Source organism: aff. Roholtiella sp. LEGE 12411 (assembly GCF_015206995.1).
GTDB lineage: Bacteria > Cyanobacteriota > Cyanobacteriia > Cyanobacteriales > Nostocaceae > Komarekiella.
The window spans coordinates 16,167-31,642 of the sequence record NZ_JADEXR010000007.1; the positions used below are offsets into that span (position 1 = coordinate 16,167).

The 15,476-nt window shown below is 42.7% G+C and carries 21 protein-coding genes and 1 pseudogene; 14 read left to right on the plus strand and 8 right to left on the minus strand.

Annotated features, from left to right (window positions below; all coding sequences use genetic code 11):
- Window positions 1-28: 28 nt before the first annotated feature.
- Both IQ246_RS02820 and IQ246_RS02825 read right to left on the minus strand, forming a co-directional pair.
- Window positions 29-283: a hypothetical protein gene (locus IQ246_RS02820; RefSeq protein ID WP_193999932.1), complete on the minus strand. Its 255-nt coding sequence runs from the start codon at window positions 281-283 to the stop codon at window positions 29-31.
- Window positions 284-285: 2 nt separating this feature from the next.
- Window positions 286-465 (minus strand): hypothetical protein, encoded by a 180-nt coding sequence (locus tag IQ246_RS02825; RefSeq protein WP_193999934.1) that lies wholly within the window; start codon window positions 463-465, stop codon window positions 286-288.
- A 388-nt stretch (window positions 466-853) separates the two neighbouring features.
- Here IQ246_RS02825 and IQ246_RS02830 point away from each other — a divergent pair, with 388 nt between their 5' ends.
- A complete protein-coding gene (locus tag IQ246_RS02830) occupies window positions 854-1,642 on the plus strand; it encodes a conjugal transfer protein TrbI (RefSeq protein WP_193999936.1) in 789 nt (262 codons plus the stop codon).
- An 88-nt stretch (window positions 1,643-1,730) separates the two neighbouring features.
- Window positions 1,731-1,853: pseudogene (locus IQ246_RS30130) on the plus strand (S-layer homology domain-containing protein); the annotation flags it as partial.
- A gap of 48 nt (window positions 1,854-1,901) precedes the next feature.
- Here the strand turns inward: IQ246_RS30130 and IQ246_RS02835 are convergent.
- Entirely contained in the window at window positions 1,902-3,254 is a 1,353-nt protein-coding gene (locus tag IQ246_RS02835; protein ID WP_193999938.1) for a GAF domain-containing sensor histidine kinase, read from the minus strand.
- A 284-nt stretch (window positions 3,255-3,538) separates the two neighbouring features.
- Between IQ246_RS02835 and IQ246_RS02840 the strand changes: the two genes are divergently transcribed.
- Window positions 3,539-3,856 carry a DUF3155 domain-containing protein gene (locus IQ246_RS02840; RefSeq protein ID WP_193999940.1) on the plus strand — a complete coding sequence of 106 codons (318 nt, stop codon included), beginning with the start codon at window positions 3,539-3,541 and terminating at the stop codon, window positions 3,854-3,856.
- Window positions 3,857-4,292: 436 nt separating this feature from the next.
- On the opposite strand, the gene IQ246_RS02845 is transcribed toward IQ246_RS02840, so the two are convergent.
- Together IQ246_RS02845 and IQ246_RS02850 are read right to left on the minus strand one after the other, a co-directional pair.
- Entirely contained in the window at window positions 4,293-4,823 is a 531-nt protein-coding gene (locus tag IQ246_RS02845) for a cofactor assembly of complex C subunit B (protein WP_193999941.1), read from the minus strand.
- A 53-nt stretch (window positions 4,824-4,876) separates the two neighbouring features.
- Entirely contained in the window at window positions 4,877-5,224 is a 348-nt protein-coding gene (locus IQ246_RS02850; RefSeq protein WP_193999943.1) for a PadR family transcriptional regulator, read from the minus strand.
- 558 nt (window positions 5,225-5,782) lie between these two features.
- Between IQ246_RS02850 and IQ246_RS02855 the strand changes: the two genes are divergently transcribed.
- The 6 genes from IQ246_RS02855 (at window position 5,783) to rpsN (ending at window position 10,787) form a co-directional block, all read left to right on the plus strand.
- Window positions 5,783-6,361: a DUF3611 family protein gene (locus IQ246_RS02855; protein WP_193999944.1), complete on the plus strand. Its 579-nt coding sequence runs from the start codon at window positions 5,783-5,785 to the stop codon at window positions 6,359-6,361.
- A 213-nt stretch (window positions 6,362-6,574) separates the two neighbouring features.
- Window positions 6,575-6,874, plus strand: coding sequence for a hypothetical protein (locus IQ246_RS02860; protein WP_193999946.1), 300 nt, complete (start codon window positions 6,575-6,577; stop codon window positions 6,872-6,874).
- Between the two features lie 179 nt (window positions 6,875-7,053).
- On the plus strand, window positions 7,054-8,334 hold the full coding sequence (serS, locus tag IQ246_RS02865; RefSeq protein ID WP_193999948.1) for a serine--tRNA ligase: 1,281 nt from the start codon (window positions 7,054-7,056) through the stop codon (window positions 8,332-8,334).
- Between the two features lie 144 nt (window positions 8,335-8,478).
- On the plus strand, window positions 8,479-9,576 hold the full coding sequence (gene rseP / locus IQ246_RS02870) for an RIP metalloprotease RseP (protein WP_193999950.1): 1,098 nt from the start codon (window positions 8,479-8,481) through the stop codon (window positions 9,574-9,576).
- 162 nt (window positions 9,577-9,738) lie between these two features.
- Window positions 9,739-10,407, plus strand: a complete 669-nt coding sequence (gene nth / locus IQ246_RS02875; protein ID WP_193999952.1) for an endonuclease III — start codon at window positions 9,739-9,741, stop codon at window positions 10,405-10,407.
- A gap of 77 nt (window positions 10,408-10,484) precedes the next feature.
- On the plus strand, window positions 10,485-10,787 hold the full coding sequence (rpsN, locus tag IQ246_RS02880; protein WP_191758068.1) for a 30S ribosomal protein S14: 303 nt from the start codon (window positions 10,485-10,487) through the stop codon (window positions 10,785-10,787).
- A gap of 70 nt (window positions 10,788-10,857) precedes the next feature.
- Here the strand turns inward: rpsN and IQ246_RS02885 are convergent, their stop codons facing one another.
- A complete protein-coding gene (locus IQ246_RS02885; protein WP_193999954.1) occupies window positions 10,858-11,187 on the minus strand; it encodes a hypothetical protein in 330 nt (109 codons plus the stop codon).
- 96 nt (window positions 11,188-11,283) lie between these two features.
- On the opposite strand from IQ246_RS02885, the gene aat reads away from it, so the two are divergent.
- The 5 genes from aat (at window position 11,284) to IQ246_RS02910 (ending at window position 13,178) form a co-directional block, all read left to right on the plus strand.
- Complete coding sequence (gene aat / locus IQ246_RS02890) at window positions 11,284-11,859, plus strand: leucyl/phenylalanyl-tRNA--protein transferase (RefSeq protein WP_193999955.1); 576 nt, start codon at window positions 11,284-11,286, stop codon at window positions 11,857-11,859.
- A gap of 198 nt (window positions 11,860-12,057) precedes the next feature.
- Entirely contained in the window at window positions 12,058-12,282 is a 225-nt protein-coding gene (locus tag IQ246_RS02895) for a type II toxin-antitoxin system HicA family toxin (RefSeq protein ID WP_193999957.1), read from the plus strand.
- A complete protein-coding gene (locus tag IQ246_RS02900; protein WP_193999959.1) occupies window positions 12,279-12,497 on the plus strand; it encodes a type II toxin-antitoxin system HicB family antitoxin in 219 nt (72 codons plus the stop codon). Before IQ246_RS02895 ends, IQ246_RS02900 begins: the two co-directional genes overlap by 4 nt.
- A gap of 121 nt (window positions 12,498-12,618) precedes the next feature.
- Complete coding sequence (locus IQ246_RS02905; protein WP_193999961.1) at window positions 12,619-12,843, plus strand: DUF433 domain-containing protein; 225 nt, start codon at window positions 12,619-12,621, stop codon at window positions 12,841-12,843.
- Window positions 12,840-13,178, plus strand: coding sequence for a DUF5615 family PIN-like protein (locus tag IQ246_RS02910; protein ID WP_193999963.1), 339 nt, complete (start codon window positions 12,840-12,842; stop codon window positions 13,176-13,178). Before IQ246_RS02905 ends, IQ246_RS02910 begins: the two co-directional genes overlap by 4 nt.
- Before the next feature lie 20 nt (window positions 13,179-13,198).
- Here the strand turns inward: IQ246_RS02910 and IQ246_RS02915 are convergent, their stop codons facing one another.
- Both IQ246_RS02915 and IQ246_RS02920 read right to left on the minus strand, forming a co-directional pair.
- Complete coding sequence (locus IQ246_RS02915; RefSeq protein WP_194000038.1) at window positions 13,199-14,056, minus strand: DUF3598 family protein; 858 nt, start codon at window positions 14,054-14,056, stop codon at window positions 13,199-13,201.
- 73 nt (window positions 14,057-14,129) lie between these two features.
- Complete coding sequence (locus IQ246_RS02920) at window positions 14,130-15,032, minus strand: ABC transporter permease (RefSeq protein WP_193999964.1); 903 nt, start codon at window positions 15,030-15,032, stop codon at window positions 14,130-14,132.
- Between the last annotated feature and the right edge of the window lie 444 nt (window positions 15,033-15,476).

The following is a 15,476-nucleotide window of genomic DNA, read 5'->3' on the forward strand; positions in this document are numbered from 1 at the left end:
ATTCAGCTTATATTTACTCTTTATCTAATCACGAATGATCAGGTAACTGCCAAGAACGCCCTTGACAATAAACATAACCATTTGTAATAGAAATACCAAACATTTGTCGCATGATTCTAGTTGCTTCTTTCCTCTCTTCATCCGTCAAGTAATCCTGACCCTTGAAACCTGCTCGATAACCTCCGGGATTACCACCAGCATCTATATAACGCTGTTTACCAATTTCTAAAATTTCTTGGAACCTAGCATACTTTTGTTTTTGTTCTTCAGTCCAATTTGCCATAATTACAAGTCCCAAGTAGTCGGAACAATATCACCATTCTGCAAAATCATCGCAATTGGCAAGATTGGGCTGGGGCTATTTATGTACCAATTGCCACTTTCTTCATCATAGAACGTATTACCGAGTAAATCTAGGGTAGTAAATGCGTTGATAATCAGATATTGTGCTTCACTCGGTTCCATTAATGGTTATTCTATAAATTAGCTTTAGCAATTCTAAAGGAAAACGAAAGTATTTCCCAAGTCATAGCAAATAAACCTAAAATATAAGTTAAGAGTTCACAGTCAGCCCATTCACCTCTATATCAGTGGCTATCAATATGTGGACGTAAGCATTGAAACAACATTCAATAAAAGTTACAGTAATTCTGCGTTATCTAAGCGTCTTGCTTCTTATTGATTGACGCACATTAGCAAGACGAAAATCTTTAGGAACGAGCGCATATATTTCACGTCATATAATCACCTTTACTTTCGGAATATGCCTATAGATAGGTTTAAAAACAGTCAGAAACAATCTCAGTGAATCATCGTCATTACACACATCACTCACACAAATGGAAAGCCTCTTATGACACACCTTCTTCGCTGGAAATCTGGAACCGTTGCATTCATGACAATGGCAATTGCCACAAGTACTATTACCCCTATGATTGCTTTTGCTCCTGCTAATGCACAGTACAATATTGGGCAATCTAGAACAGTTACTATTCCTGCTAACGTGTCTTTTCCTGTTACCTACGAAAAAGATAAAGTTGTTGTTACTCCTGGGGAAAGTTTGTCCATAACGCTGAAAATAGCAAATGATATTATCGATAGGAACAGAAATGTATTAATTCCCGCTGGGACTGAAGTTGTGGGACGGCTAGAACCTGTCAACCTGGACAGTTATTCCAGAGATAGGGATTACAACAACAGAGATAGGGACTATAACAACAGAGATAGAGATTATAACAACAGAGATAGGGACTATAACAACAGAGATAGAGATTATAACAACGATAACAATAGAAAAGGTGTAAGGTTTGTAGCCCAAGAATTAGTATTCTCCTCTGGTCAGCGTCAGCAAATTAATGCAACTTCTAGGACATATACCAGAACGGAAAAAATTTCCAAGGGTTCGGATACTGGTAGTATATTAACTGATGCAGCTATTGGTGCAGGTGCTGCTAGTGTCATTTCCCTAATTACAGGCAACCGCAGAATTGAGGTATTAGAACCTATTATTGGTGGTGCTGCGGGTGCAGCAGCAAGTGTGCTGTTGCGGAAAAAAGAAGCAACTGTTTTCGTCCTTAGACCAGAACAAGATTTGAGGCTCACACTCAATTCTAACTTGAACTTAGTACCGTACCGTTACTAAACGAAACTCCTTTTAAGTCGTGAATTTAATTATCTCCGAATAGCGATCGCCACTTGAAGCATAGTGTGCGATCGCTTCATTTTTGCTGGCATCCAGTGCAATTCAGCAGCCTTATACTATCGGTTTCTTATCAGCTTATTCTGGAAATCTCTTCAGACTTAATGAGGCTATTCCCCGCCAGCAAGTTTTGATTTCCCTCGCCAACACTTTGGTTGCTGTATATCCTAATTATCTGATAAAAAACTGCATTAATTTTGGACTACATTTTAACTTTTGGTAACCAAATAATAAATGTAGTTCCTGGTGCATCGAGTGAAGTGATTGATGAGTTGATTGCAGGGCTGAAAATTTCAATTTCGCCTTGCATTTGTTCTATTAATTGTTTAGCGATCGCTAGCCCTAAACCTGTACCAGGAATTTCTGTTTGCGCTTGTACACCCCGGTAATGTCGCTCCCCAAGATGCTTTAAATCTTCAGGTGGAATGCCAGGCCCGTTATCACTGATAACAATTCCTTGGAAATTAGCTTTTTCTTGCCCCGCTTGAATCAAAATTTTACCACCAGCGGGAGTGTATTTCAATGCATTATCAATGATATTGTTCAATACCTCTTGTAACGCTTTGACATTGGCGCGTACTAGTGGCATCTGCTTAATTTCAGCTATTAGTTTTAGGTTTCGCTCCTGCGCTATTGCTTTGGCTGATACTAATAATGGCTTTAATATCTCTGATAACGAGCAATCAGTTTCTTTGTCTCCCGTTCCCGGTAATAACAGCGCTGGTTTGGCATCTTTTTGGACAGTTGCTTCTACAAATACTTCATGTTCAGGGAGCGAAAGCGGTACTAAATCTGCATCTGCCATGTCAATTACTTTATCGAATTGTTGCAGCAATTCTTTGAGGCGATCGCTCTCCCGCACTATACTATTTGCCACATCACGGTTAACGTCTGCTGGTCGTAGTCGCTTTAATAGTAGTTTGCCAAAAGTCCGCAATGCTGTTAAGGGGTTACGAAACTGGTGCAATAGGTTATCGAGCAAATCCCGCTGTTTTTCTTGTAAAATTTGTTGTTCATGCAACTGCTCTTGCAACCATGCTCGTCGCTGATCTAAAATACAGGCGATCGCCAGTGTTTGGGCTATACGTTGAATTTCACTCTGCTCGTGTTCATTCCATACACGGTCTTCCCTACCTGTCACCAGTAACCCCATCATCACACCCTCATAGATCAGAGGTAAAACAATTTGGTTGCCACTAAGCAGGTATTCTTCTCTGGAGTGAGGTTGGGACGCATTTGGTATCTCATACTCCCGTGATGAGGTGGGAGATTCCGATCCCGCTGACAATAACCTTCCTTGATGATTGGGTAAGACCAACACATTTCCTACTTTCAGTTGCTTACGTAGTGTTAACTCAGCAGTTTCCTCTTTTTGCAGTAACACCGCTGTCTCCGGGTAAACCATTACAGGAACTAGTTTCGCCTCACCTGAACTTGACTCTACCAATTCTTGTGTCAAGTACACAACACTCAAAGATGCTCCCAGCCCTTGGGTGAGCAGTGCTATTTGCTCTCGACACAGAGCAAGAAAATCAGAACTGGCAGACATTAACATTTTTTAGCTTTTGCTCAGAATTACAGACTTTGAGGGATGATTAAAAAGGATACTTATTTTTCGCTCACTTAATTTAATAAAGCTTAACTGAATTTTTTTAGTAATGCTTTGTACCAGGGGATTATATCCTTAGTTACTTTTAATTTAAATATTTTAAAATGATATTATTTTTTCTTGTATCAAAAGGTTAACAACTATTGATATTTTGAACTAGAACTTATATAATGACGACGGATTTTGTAGCTATCACTACAATCTATAGCTTGAAAGAGGAGGACAATAGGTTGGCAAGGAGACGCAAAAGGAAAAGTCGTCGTCGCCAAGAAGGACGGCGAATTCTAGAGCATGTGCCTCAATATAGCATCGAAAGCGGCGAAGAAAAACCTGTGACAGCAGCGAGAAAATTCATTCAAGCTGAAGGTATTTTGCCACCGGCGTTGCTACTCGTAAAGCGGAACGAACACACCACAGACCGTTATTTCTGGGCAGAAAAGGGACTGTTTGGTGCTCAATACGTAGAGGAAAACCATTTCTTGTTTCCTAGCTTGAGGGTGTTAGAACCTTCACCAGGTCAAGAACCCCTTGCTTTAGCTAGTCGGTGAACCATAAATGGTCATCAGATACATTGAATGTTGCTTCTGACTATCATTTAACTGGCAAAATTGCTCAGTTTATGCGAAAGTTTCTTTTTTTTTTAGTTTGTAACTGATTTGCCAGTGAGGCTAGTCCAGGTATTTGGAAAATCAACTTGTGTTAAACCACACCAAATTGGTTGCACGAGTTGATTGCTAGTCAGATGATACAGAAGGGAGTGAGAATATCAAGTGCTTCTAGAAGCGCAGGTAAAGTTGTACTTACATCCAGGTAGATTGTTAAGTACGCTCTGTCAACAAATTTAAATTTTTCCCCACAACACGAGTCGTGGGGAAAATTGACAAAGCGCTAGTTGTGATTTACTCCTCTATGCTGTCCACTAGTGAAGAAATAGGTCAGAAGTCTGCATATCTATAAATAGGGGATGGTGAAGAAAACCAGCAATTATTCACCAGCCTTTAACTGTAAGTTACTCTGTAACTCAATGAGTTCATCTCGATGGGCAACTACAGTTATTTTACTTGGGGAGTGTTGTTCGCTGTGGGTTGCTTCCACCTTTAGGGACACCTTCTCAAGTCTTCCAGCTTTTTTCCAATAAAATATACCACTCAAAGGTGACAATAGTACTATAACGAGAGAAAAGTTACTAAGCCCGGGAAAAAGCAGGGATAGAACTAGCGATAGGCAAACAAAACCAATAGATGCCAGCAGAGTTAAAAATATAGCTAAAAACCAGCTGGGTCTAACAAACCCTTCAAAAGTTACTTGGTTTTGTTCTCGGTCTACCGCTGCCACTCGGTAAGACCGTGAGCGGAAATACTCCTTTAATTGAGACATTAAAGCAGCTTCGTCTTGCTCAGATACCAGTTCCACTGTTTGTGTACGGTCTTTAGTCGAGGCACGAATAAAGAAAAACAGCCCAACCGATAACAACAAGGTTAGCAGCAACGTAGATGGCAGAATAGCAGTATCCATAACTATTTGTTACTGTGCGACTGGAGGAGACTTATTCATTATCAATATATTCCTTAATTTGTCCTCCCGTTTATGTAATCTTGCCAAAGAAAAGCCAAATCCTGCGCTTTAACTTGCCATTCGGAAGGAACTTGGTACATTCGCCTAGGGCGGCCTCGCCCTTCGAGTTTCTTCCAATACCCAGTAATTGCCCTTTGATCTTCAAGAAATTTGATCGCACTGTAAAGCACTGTGTCTGAAAGTCTGTAGGTGGGATATTCAGTTTCTAGTAGCTGGATCAACTCGGTTCCGTAGGATTCACCTTGTAGCAAAACAGACAGTAGGTAACAAACTGCTAGTTCCTGACAGAGGTAAGTTGGCGGAGGATTCTCAAAGAATTGATATATATCCTCAAGTTTCATGGTTGGTGAATGGCTAAAAAAAATGCCTTAGGGTAAGGTCTACTATCCCTGTAGTCAGTATATAGTTCTACTCTAAAAAAAGTAAGTATATAATGCTACTGGGGCTGAAGTATAAGTGTAAACGTCAAATGATTACCCACGCCTCTATAAAGTTGTGGGAAGAGTTTGCGAGTTTTAGGAATGCAAAATATTGCACCCCTACCCAAGCTCGATACGGTATTGTGAGGAGCGATTTAGACAATGGTAAAGCCAGAGTCTTAGTGTTAAGTGATGCCGAGCGGGTTAGAACAGCTTAAGCATAAGATGCTACCGAAGAAATTTTACAGGTAAAATGGCGTTTTGTCTGTAAAACTTAATAAACACTTTGTTTTACGGTGATTTTCCTAATGTAGATTCTAAAAGATTAAGCTAAACCCAGGTCTTAGTTACAACCGTTATGCCAACAGATACACGCAAGCAAGTATTCAGTACTGACTTTCTGGACTTGAGATCCTTTCGTTTCATCTGGTAAGTGTGATAGTAAACTTATCAAGCGCCTAGTATCTTGGTGATTCAGTTATGTCACAAACCCCCGACGCTCCATCATCTTCTTCTACTCTTCGGGCAATTGCCCAAACTTTTCGCCTTACAGGTTGGATTAGCTTTTGGATTCAGTTAGTACTAGGCGTTGTTTCGGGCATAATTGTGCTACTATATGCCATCTTCAGTCAAAGATCTGGCAGTCCTAGTAATAATCCTGGTACTGGCTTTGGTGTCTTTTTAGCCGTTTGTGGGCTGATTATTTTAGGAGGGGGTATTTATTTAGCTTACCGTTACACCAGAATCGGCAGGCAACTACAATCCTCTAATCCCAGCAACCGACCTCGTAAAAGCGAGACTGTGCAAATATTGCGTTTGGGACTGTGGGTGAATTTAGCGGGAACGCTAGTGACTCTTTTAGGAGCGCAAGCGATCGTTGGGACGTTGGTAGCAAGGTCTATATCTCCTCAAGCTATAACTACCCAATTTTTTGACCCTACTCGGATTATTAGCGGCCTAGATATGCTTGTGGTACAGGCTAACACTAATACTGTCTCAGCACACTTTGCAGGGCTTGTGGCATCGCTTTGGCTACTCAATCGCGTCAACCGACCTTAGCAAAAAAAGTGGGAGAGTGGGAGGAGTTTTAACTTGCTCATTTTTCCTTTCGTTGTTCCTTAAAAATTCAAAAGTTTTATCTTAAACTTTTCCGAAACAATCATTTATTTGTGTGGAGACTAAATATAACAATTCCTGAAAAAACATCCTTCTAAGGGATAATGCCACACCTGGCACAGGGATGAGATTAACGTTTATTAGAAGTCTTATACCGTGAAAAATCAACAAGCATGGAAATTTGGTATTCAGGTTTTCTTTAGCACCATAGTGCTTGGGCTGTGTGTTTTCCAGATTAGCTCAGCACGGGACAAGGAGAATCTTGCGCTTTACTGGGGTGGGTTATCAAGTGTACTTGCATACTGGTTACCTTCACCTGCTGGACAAAGTAAAGACGATAAGGAACAAATGACTTTCAACCAAAGGACGTTTGCAGCTGCTGATGACAGTAATGGTAGGGGTCAGAGTCTTGCTCAGGTTACTAATACAACAGTGACCACAAAACCTCAAAGCTGATTGATTTGGTGAATTATCTATTTTTGTGGCCCTGGTAATGATGCTAGGGCCAAATTTTTTATTAAACCGAGACTGATTCTTCCAACAAATTTTGTTTTTCCAGTCACAGCAAGGCAAAATTACTATATGCTGCTCATGTGTTGGCAGGAAGACAATAGGCGAAAGACTGAGAAAAATCTGTGCTGGATATTAAGCAAATACGGGAAAATCCACAACTAATTCAGGAACGGTTGGATAATCGCAGTGGTAAGTATGACATTCAACCGATATTACGGCTAGATCGGCAACAACGGGAACTGGAAGTTACGCGCAGCCAACTCCAAGCTCGTAGTAACGAAATTGGTAAAATAGTCGGACAAAAGATCAAATCTGGTATTGATTCTCAAGCATCAGAAATTCAAGCCTTGCGCGAGGAAGGTAACTCCATTAGAGCTACATTGAGTGAACTGGAACCGCAAGAAAAAGCCCTGAAAGCTGAAATTGAACAACTTGTGTTGGCGCTTCCCAATTTACCAAGCGACTCCACACCCGTTGGTAAGAGCGAAGAAGAGAACGTAGAAGTGCGGCGTTGGGGTGATGAGTACATTCCCCAAAACCTGAGTATTGTCCCCCACTGGGAAATTGGTGAAAAGCTAGGTATTCTCAATGTTGAGCGAGCTGTAAAAGTAGCCCAGAGTCGCTTTATTACTCTGATAGGCGCTGGTGCAGCGCTGGAGAGGGCATTAATTCAATTTATGCTCTCTGTCCAGACTCTGGCTGGGTATGTGGAAGTTAGTCCGCCGCTGTTAGTTAATACCGCGTCTTTGACGGCCACCGGTCAGCTACCCAAGTTTGCTGAAGAAAGTTTTAAATGCGCTGACGATGACTTATGGTTGATTCCTACAGCGGAAGTCCCACTTACTAACCTCTACCGGGGTGAAATACTCGCTGCTGAAAACTTGCCTATCTACTACTGTGCTTATACTCCTTGTTTTCGCCGCGAGGCTGGTAGTTATGGGCGTGATATGCGGGGATTAATTCGCCTGCATCAATTTAACAAGGTGGAATTGGTGAAATTCGTCCATCCCAGCACTTCCTTTGATGAACTGGAAAAATTAGTGGGGAATGCAGAAGCGATTTTACAGGCGTTGCAACTGCCTTATCGAGTAGTAAGTTTATGCAGTGGGGATTTAGGATTTTCCTCAACCAAAACCTATGATTTAGAAGTTTGGCTACCATCGTCTGGCAAATACCGCGAAATTTCCAGCTGTTCTAATACTGTAGACTTCCAAGCACGACGGGCTGATATTCGGTTCAAAGAGGCGGGGAAAAAAGGTACGCAATTTGTACATACCCTTAACGGTTCTGGTTTGGCGGTGGGACGGACAATGGCAGCAATTCTGGAGAATTATCAGCAATCAGATGGGACTGTGCGGATACCAGAAGCGTTGCAACCTTACTTAGGACGTGAGGTATTGTAATTCAGTTGTCATTAGTCATTTGTCCTTTACCAATGACTAATGACCATTAAACGATGGAAATATCCCATTGAGAGAAGTCCTATCTTGTGACACATCTTAAAATGGAGATAAGTATATAGCTTAATATCTTCACTAATTTGCTCTATGTCAGTTTTAGCAGCGATCGCAGTCTTGGCTGTTCTGATCTTGATACACGAGTTGGGACATTTTGTTGCAGCACGTTCTCAAGGTATTTACGTTAACCGCTTTTCTTTGGGTTTTGGCCCAGTTCTTTGGAAGTATCAAGGATCGCAAACCGAATATGCCATCCGCGCTTTTCCTTTGGGTGGCTTTGTTGGCTTTCCCGACGACGATCCCGATAGCGATATTCCACCCAATGACCCGAATCTGCTGCGTAACCGTCCAATTTTAGACCGGGCGATCGTTATCAGTGCCGGAGTGATCGCAAATTTAATATTTGCCTACATGTTGCTGGTGGCCCAGGTTAGTTTTGTCGGCATAGGACAAGCCAGCCAAAACGGGGTATTAATCCAACAGCTAGCGCCAGAGGTTAGTTCTGTAGCAGCCAAAGCAGGTATTCAGGCAGGAGACGTTATCTTAGCAGCTAATCAAAGAGAATTTGGAAAATCGCTGCAAGAGATAGAGACTTTAAGAGACATCATTAAAACTAGTCCAGGTAAGCCCGTTCAATTAGAAATTGCCCGTGGCGATCAAAAGCTAGCTGTGAATGTGATTCCTGAAGCTAAGTCCAGTGGAGGTAGTATTGGTATCGGACTTGCTCCCAACGGGAAAGTTGTGCGTCGTCGTATTACTAATCCAGTAGCAGCTTTGAATTTTGGTGCTACAGAATTTCAGCGACTTGTGACAAGTACTTTTAAAGGTTTTGGGCAACTGATTACCAACTTTGGCGAAACAGCTAGTCAAGTAGCTGGGCCCATTAAAATTGTGGAAATTGGTGCTAACATTGCCCAAAATGATACAGGTAGTTTGTTCTTCTTTGCCGCACTAATCAGTATTAACTTAGCGATTATTAACATTTTGCCGCTACCAGCTTTGGATGGGGGACAACTCGCTTTTCTGCTGATTGAAGGTTTGCGCGGTAAGCCCTTGCCCAATCGCATTCAAGAAGGTGTCATGCAAACTGGTTTGGTGCTACTGTTAGGGCTAGGAATTTTTCTGATAGTCAAAGAAACCACTCAATTAACTACGCAGTTGGAATGGGTGCAAAAATTGCTCCAGTAAGTTGCCAGATTCGCTTAATGCTTTCAGACTGAATAGGGCTAACTGAACAAAGCCTGCCTACGCAGGCTGAATCTATTTATTAATCCTATTGCCATACGTAGGTGTGGCTCTAGTTTGTGAAGCGGCGAATAGAATTCGCCAGGCATTTTAACTAAAAATCCAGTGAGTGTTACCCGGAAATCTCCATCTAAAAAGCAACAGGCCCGAGAAATTTTAGCTCGCTTGCAGCGTCTTTATCCAGACGCTACTTGCTCTTTAAACTATTCAACGCCGGTGCAGCTGCTGGTAGCGACAATTCTCTCCGCTCAGTGTACTGATGAACGGGTAAATAAAGTGACACCAGCTTTATTTAGTCGGTTTCCCGATGCAGCCAGTTTGGCGATCGCTGATTTGGTAGAGTTAGAAAACTTGGTACGTTCGACAGGATTTTATCGCAATAAAGCCAAGAATATTCAAGCCGCCTGTCGGATGATTGTCACCGAGTTTAACTGTGTTGTTCCCAATCAAATGGAGCAATTGTTAAAGCTTCCAGGTGTAGCACGCAAAACAGCAAATGTCGTTTTGGCTCATGCTTATGGCATTAATGCCGGGGTGACAGTAGATACTCACGTTAAGCGTCTGAGCGATCGCTTGGGTTTAACTAAGCATACAGACCCCGTTCGGATTGAGCAAGATTTAATGGAGTTATTGCCGCAACCAGATTGGGAAAATTGGTCAATTTCCCTGATATATCATGGTCGTGCTATTTGTAAAGCCCGCTCTCCGGCTTGTGTTGCTTGTGAACTTGCCGATTTATGCCCTACTGCTAGTAAGTCAGTGGTGACAGGGTAGAGAACACAAGTATCCACTAGAATTGATGGGGAGACTGTAGAATGGAAAATGCTGTCTTTAAATAAATTAGAAAATGTATGGCGAAAAAGAGCATGATTGAGCGCGAGAAAAAACGCGCCAAGTTGGTAGAAAAGTATGCTGACAAGCGGGAAGCTCTGCTGGATGATTTCAAAAGTGCAGAATCTCCTTTAGATAAACTGGAAATTCACAGACAAATTCAACAGCTACCCCGGAATAGTGCGCCCACCCGCCGCCGCAACCGTTGCTGGGTAACTGGTCGTTCTAGAGGTGTTTACCGCGATTTTGGGCTATCTCGGAATGTCCTGCGGGAATGGGCACATGAAGGTCTTTTGCCTGGAGTGGTTAAGTCTAGCTGGTAGTCAGCAGTCATTAGTCATTGGTCATTGGTAACTTGGCAACTGACTAATGACAAAAGACAAAGGACAAAAACTATTGACCACAACACTTATCAATTCCCAGACTTTCTAAGAGTAGATCGCTGACGGCGTTGGCGATCGCAAACTCTCCATAAAAGCTATTGGAAAAATCATACGACTGCATCTCTGTGACAATGGCAATTACCAGAGAACCAAGGTCATTTTCTCCTTCCATCCGTTGACGCACAAAAATCTGTGCGGCTCGTTGGGCAATATTTTGGTTTACGGCTTCGGGGATAAATTCTTTATCTAGCCACCGTTGTAAGCGTTCTCGTAACCATTCACCTTCGAGCAGCGGATTTTCTGGCGGTGGTAGGGTAATGGGTGGGATTGGTTGAGTCATGTTTTTAAACGCAAAGGAACGCTAAGGAAATCGCAGAGAAACGCAGAGAATGATTAAGTAGTATTAAATTGCGTTCCTCTGGTATTTTTTAGATTTATGCAATATGATACTGCCGCTATTGTTGAGGGCTATGCACAAGGCTATTTTCTCATGGCTGATGAGCGCGATCGCCTGAGTTGGTATGGAAGTCGCGATCGCACTTTCATTCCTTTGGATGAACGGTTTCGCTACCCCAAGTCTTTGCAGCGTGTCCTCAATCAACAGCGGTTTACTGTGGCAATTAACCGTGACTTCCAAGCTGTGGTGGCTGGGTGTGCTAACCGCGAAACAACTTGGATTTCACCAGAATTACAAGAGATTTATTGGTTACTTTACCAGACAGGATATGCTTATAGTTTTGAAACTTGGCAGGGTGACGAACTCGCTGGGGGAATTTTAGGGATTGTCATTGGCGGTGCTTTTATTGGCGAATCGATGTTTTACCGCATTCGCGAAGGTTCCAAGGTAGCGATGGTGAAGTTAGTGGAAAGATTGCGCCAGAGGCAATTTGTATTTTTTGATGCCCAAATGATGAATCCCCATTTAGAAAGATTTGGCGCTTATCGGGTTAAGGATGAAGAATATCAAGCTCTACTTAACAAAGCATTGCAGCGTCAATGTTCTTTAATATAGGCGATGTCTGTCTTGAAAAGTTTGGATCGCCGCAAGCCAGTCCTCCAACTTTTCGCTACGACAGGCTACGCCTACGCAGCCTTTGAATTAGCAAAGGAAATATTGACTGCTTATGCAATATGATCCTGCTCATTGTGTCAAAGATTAACCAAGATCTAAATCCTCGTGAGAAAATAGGTAGAGAAGCAGACAAATCCAATGCCCAGGAAAATTCGGGAGTTTAAAGCCCAGATTACGCGTGAAGGGTTTGTTTATCTGCCCAAGCGCGGCAAAGGTAGCCATGAGCGTTGGCGGCATTCTTTGCTTAGAAAAACATTGACAATTCCTGGCAAGGATGGGGATGATGTGCCACTCTACCTAGAAAAGCAGTTAGAAAAGTTATTAACTGAATTGGAAGAGTTAAGGGAGGACGAGGTTCTATGAGCCGATACAGTATGGTTGTTCAGTGGTCTAATGAAGATCAGCTTTTCCTAGTCACGATTCCAGAGTTTGCTGATCGCGTTGTTATGCCTTGCACTCACGGCAGAACTCGTGAGGAAGCTATTCGTAATGGCGAAGAAGTAATTGAAATGTACTTGGAAGCTTGGCAAGTAGAAGGTGAATCTATCCCTGAACCCAGCACACTGCAAATTGCTTGATTAGCATTCTTAAACCCTTTGTCAAAACCAACTCTACTTCCATGCTGTTCTTTGGGATAGATGTGTAGGAGCACGCACCTTACATATACTGGGTTAAGCACTCATCTGGGAGTTAAACCGTATGTCAGACTTACTTGGAAGAATTACAGTTAATCCCAAACAGTGCGGTGGTCGTCCCTGTATCCGGGGTATGAGAATTCGGGTATCAGATGTACTCGACTTATTTGCAGCTGGACTTAGTGCCGAACAAATCCTAGAAGAAATGCCCGATCTGGAAGCGGATGATCTTAAAGCAGCACTTATGTACGCTTCACGTAAGCTCAATCATCCGATTTTGGTTGCATGACGATCTGGGTAGATGCACATCTATCACCTGCAATTGCTACTTGGATCACCATCACATTCGGTATAACGGCATTATCTTTACGTGATGTTGGGCTGAGAGATGCCGAAGATCTAGAGATTTTCGAGGCTGCGAGAGCTAGAGGAGTCATCTTCATGACCAAAGACAGTGATTTTGCTGACTTAGTTGATCGTTTTGGAGTACCGCCACAAGTTATCTGGTTGACGTGTGGCAATACGTCAAATGACCGATTGAAAGAGATTTTGAGTTCAACATTGCTAGAAGCACTAGAGTTTTTGCGAGCAGGCGAAGCGTTAGTCGAAATCAGCGGAGATTAGCAGCGCAAGCTAACCAATTTTTACACCCTTTCTTCAGTAACTAATGTCAGGCTTACCCATTCGCCTTTGTCGTTGTAGCTGCGAATCATCCGCTGGCGTCGGTTTGGCTGGATTAACCAACCCACTTCCAAGAATAAAGGTTGACGTAGTTGCACCTTGAGAGGAGAAGTTGCAGAAGCGCCATCAGGTAACAGCAATACTTGTACTTGCTTTTGCGGATCTTGATCAAAGAGGATGAGCGAATCTTTGATGGTAGCAGTTGAGGTAATTGTGCGTAGACGCGTTCGCGCAGCGTCTCGAAGAGAAGCGGCTTGCCGTGAGACATCGCCAAAAGAGGTACTTTGAATTAATCGCCCAACCTCATCAAGTTGTAATTGCACAGTTGTAGAGTAAGTATCAGGCGATCGCCAATCTGGATATATTGTTACTGCTTTACCTTGCCATTCTCCCAACAAGTCATCCAGCTGTAAAGGTGGACGTTCTGTTACTGGGGTTCCAGCTAAATATTCTCGAATTAGGGTTAGTCCATTTAGATGACCGTTTTTATCAAACAGTTGCACTAAACGTAAGCGGCGATTTTCATGAATCAAAGCCAGTTCGGCCCCGAATTCCGAAAATGCGCCTAGCTGAATTAAACCTTCAGAAAATGCCCCATTTTCAAAAAACAAGATACTTCGCCCCAGAGAACTATACTCTAAAACCAAATCATCTCGTCCCGAACGACACAGAGTGAGGCGTACTGTCTGGTTATTGTTCAAACCTTCTAAAGATAGACGGCTAGGAACATCTTTCAAAAGAGTACCTTCGGGAGAAAAATTAGTGAATGAACCTTCCCATACACCGAGATTTTGCAGAAAACATTCCCATTGTGATTTCATGGCGATTTTGTCCTTTGTCATTTCCCCATGCCCCATGTCCCATGCCCCATGCCCAATCCCCCATACCCAATAACTAACCTTTAGCAAAACGCTGGACAGCAAATAAGCTCCCCATTAATCCTACCGTTGCACCGAAACTTAAAAGAATTAGAGGCAGTAGTAAAGTTTGTACCGCAGTAAGTTGCACCCCGTTGGAAATAACTTGGATAAACTCAGGTTGGTTGGCTAGCAACTTGCCAAAAAATTGTTGAATCACAGAAATGAAACTCCAAGCGATCGCACCACCAACTAAGCCAAAAGCAATTCCTTGTAAAATAAATGGCAGGTAAATCCAAACGGAAGTTGCTCCCACCAGTTGCATAATTTCAATTTCCCGGCGTCGTGCCATGACGATCAGGCGTATTGTGGTGGTAGTAACTGCGATCGCTGTTAAGGTCAAGATGATCGTAATTGTCAAAGTAATCTTGTTCAGACCTTGATGCAACTGGGCAATGCGTTTGACTGCTTCATCTACATACTGCACTGTATCAACGCCATGCAACTTGGCCAAGTGCGTCGCTAAAGTTGGTACAACTTGAGAATTACGCGCTTTCACCTTCATCTCATCAACCAAAGGATTCTCCTCTAACTGCTGGGTAGCACCTTCAATATCCGAAATGCCCATTTCTTTGACTAATTTAGTCCAAGCTTGCTCTTTGGTAATAGTTTGCATCGCCGCTACCTCTGGCATTTTTGCCACCAGTGGTTCAATAGTTTGTGCCCGCATACCCGGCTCAAGATAAACTGATACTTCCACCTGGCTACCGAACTGGTAGAGGAGTTTTTCTACTTGCCAAGAGGTTTGCAGACTCAAGCCAAATAAAAATAGCAACACTGTAACAGTACTTACAGCTGCCCAATTCATCCACCCTCCCCGCAGTAAACCGAGGACAGTTTCTTTAAGCAAGTAGTCAAGTTTCGTGAGCAATTTAAACACGTATCACCCCCAAATTTGAACTTAACGCCAAGGCGCTAAGTTTAGCTTTTGCGTCTTGGCGTAGATAATAGGACTTACGCAACTGGCACACAAGGCTTCTGGTATAAGAGTCAAGGGTCAAGGGGAGCCACTGCGCCCTTGCGGCTCTGCCGACTTGTTCGCGCAGCGTCTCCGAATAGGAGAAGCAAGTGGCGTTCAAGGGTCAAGGTTTTTTGGACTTTTGACCTTTGACTCTGGACAACCTCTGGCGTTAAAAATATGACACTTGCGTAAGTCCTGGATAACACTACTATTTATACTCGATGGTGCAAATACCAATACATCAGCTTTTATGCGTTTCTAGTTCCTTCTTTAAATTGAAAATAATTATTTCTGTTTCATCTGTTCCCTATCTCCTGTCACCTATAGGATTCCTATTTGATTTTTGAAAGAACTGCGTACAAC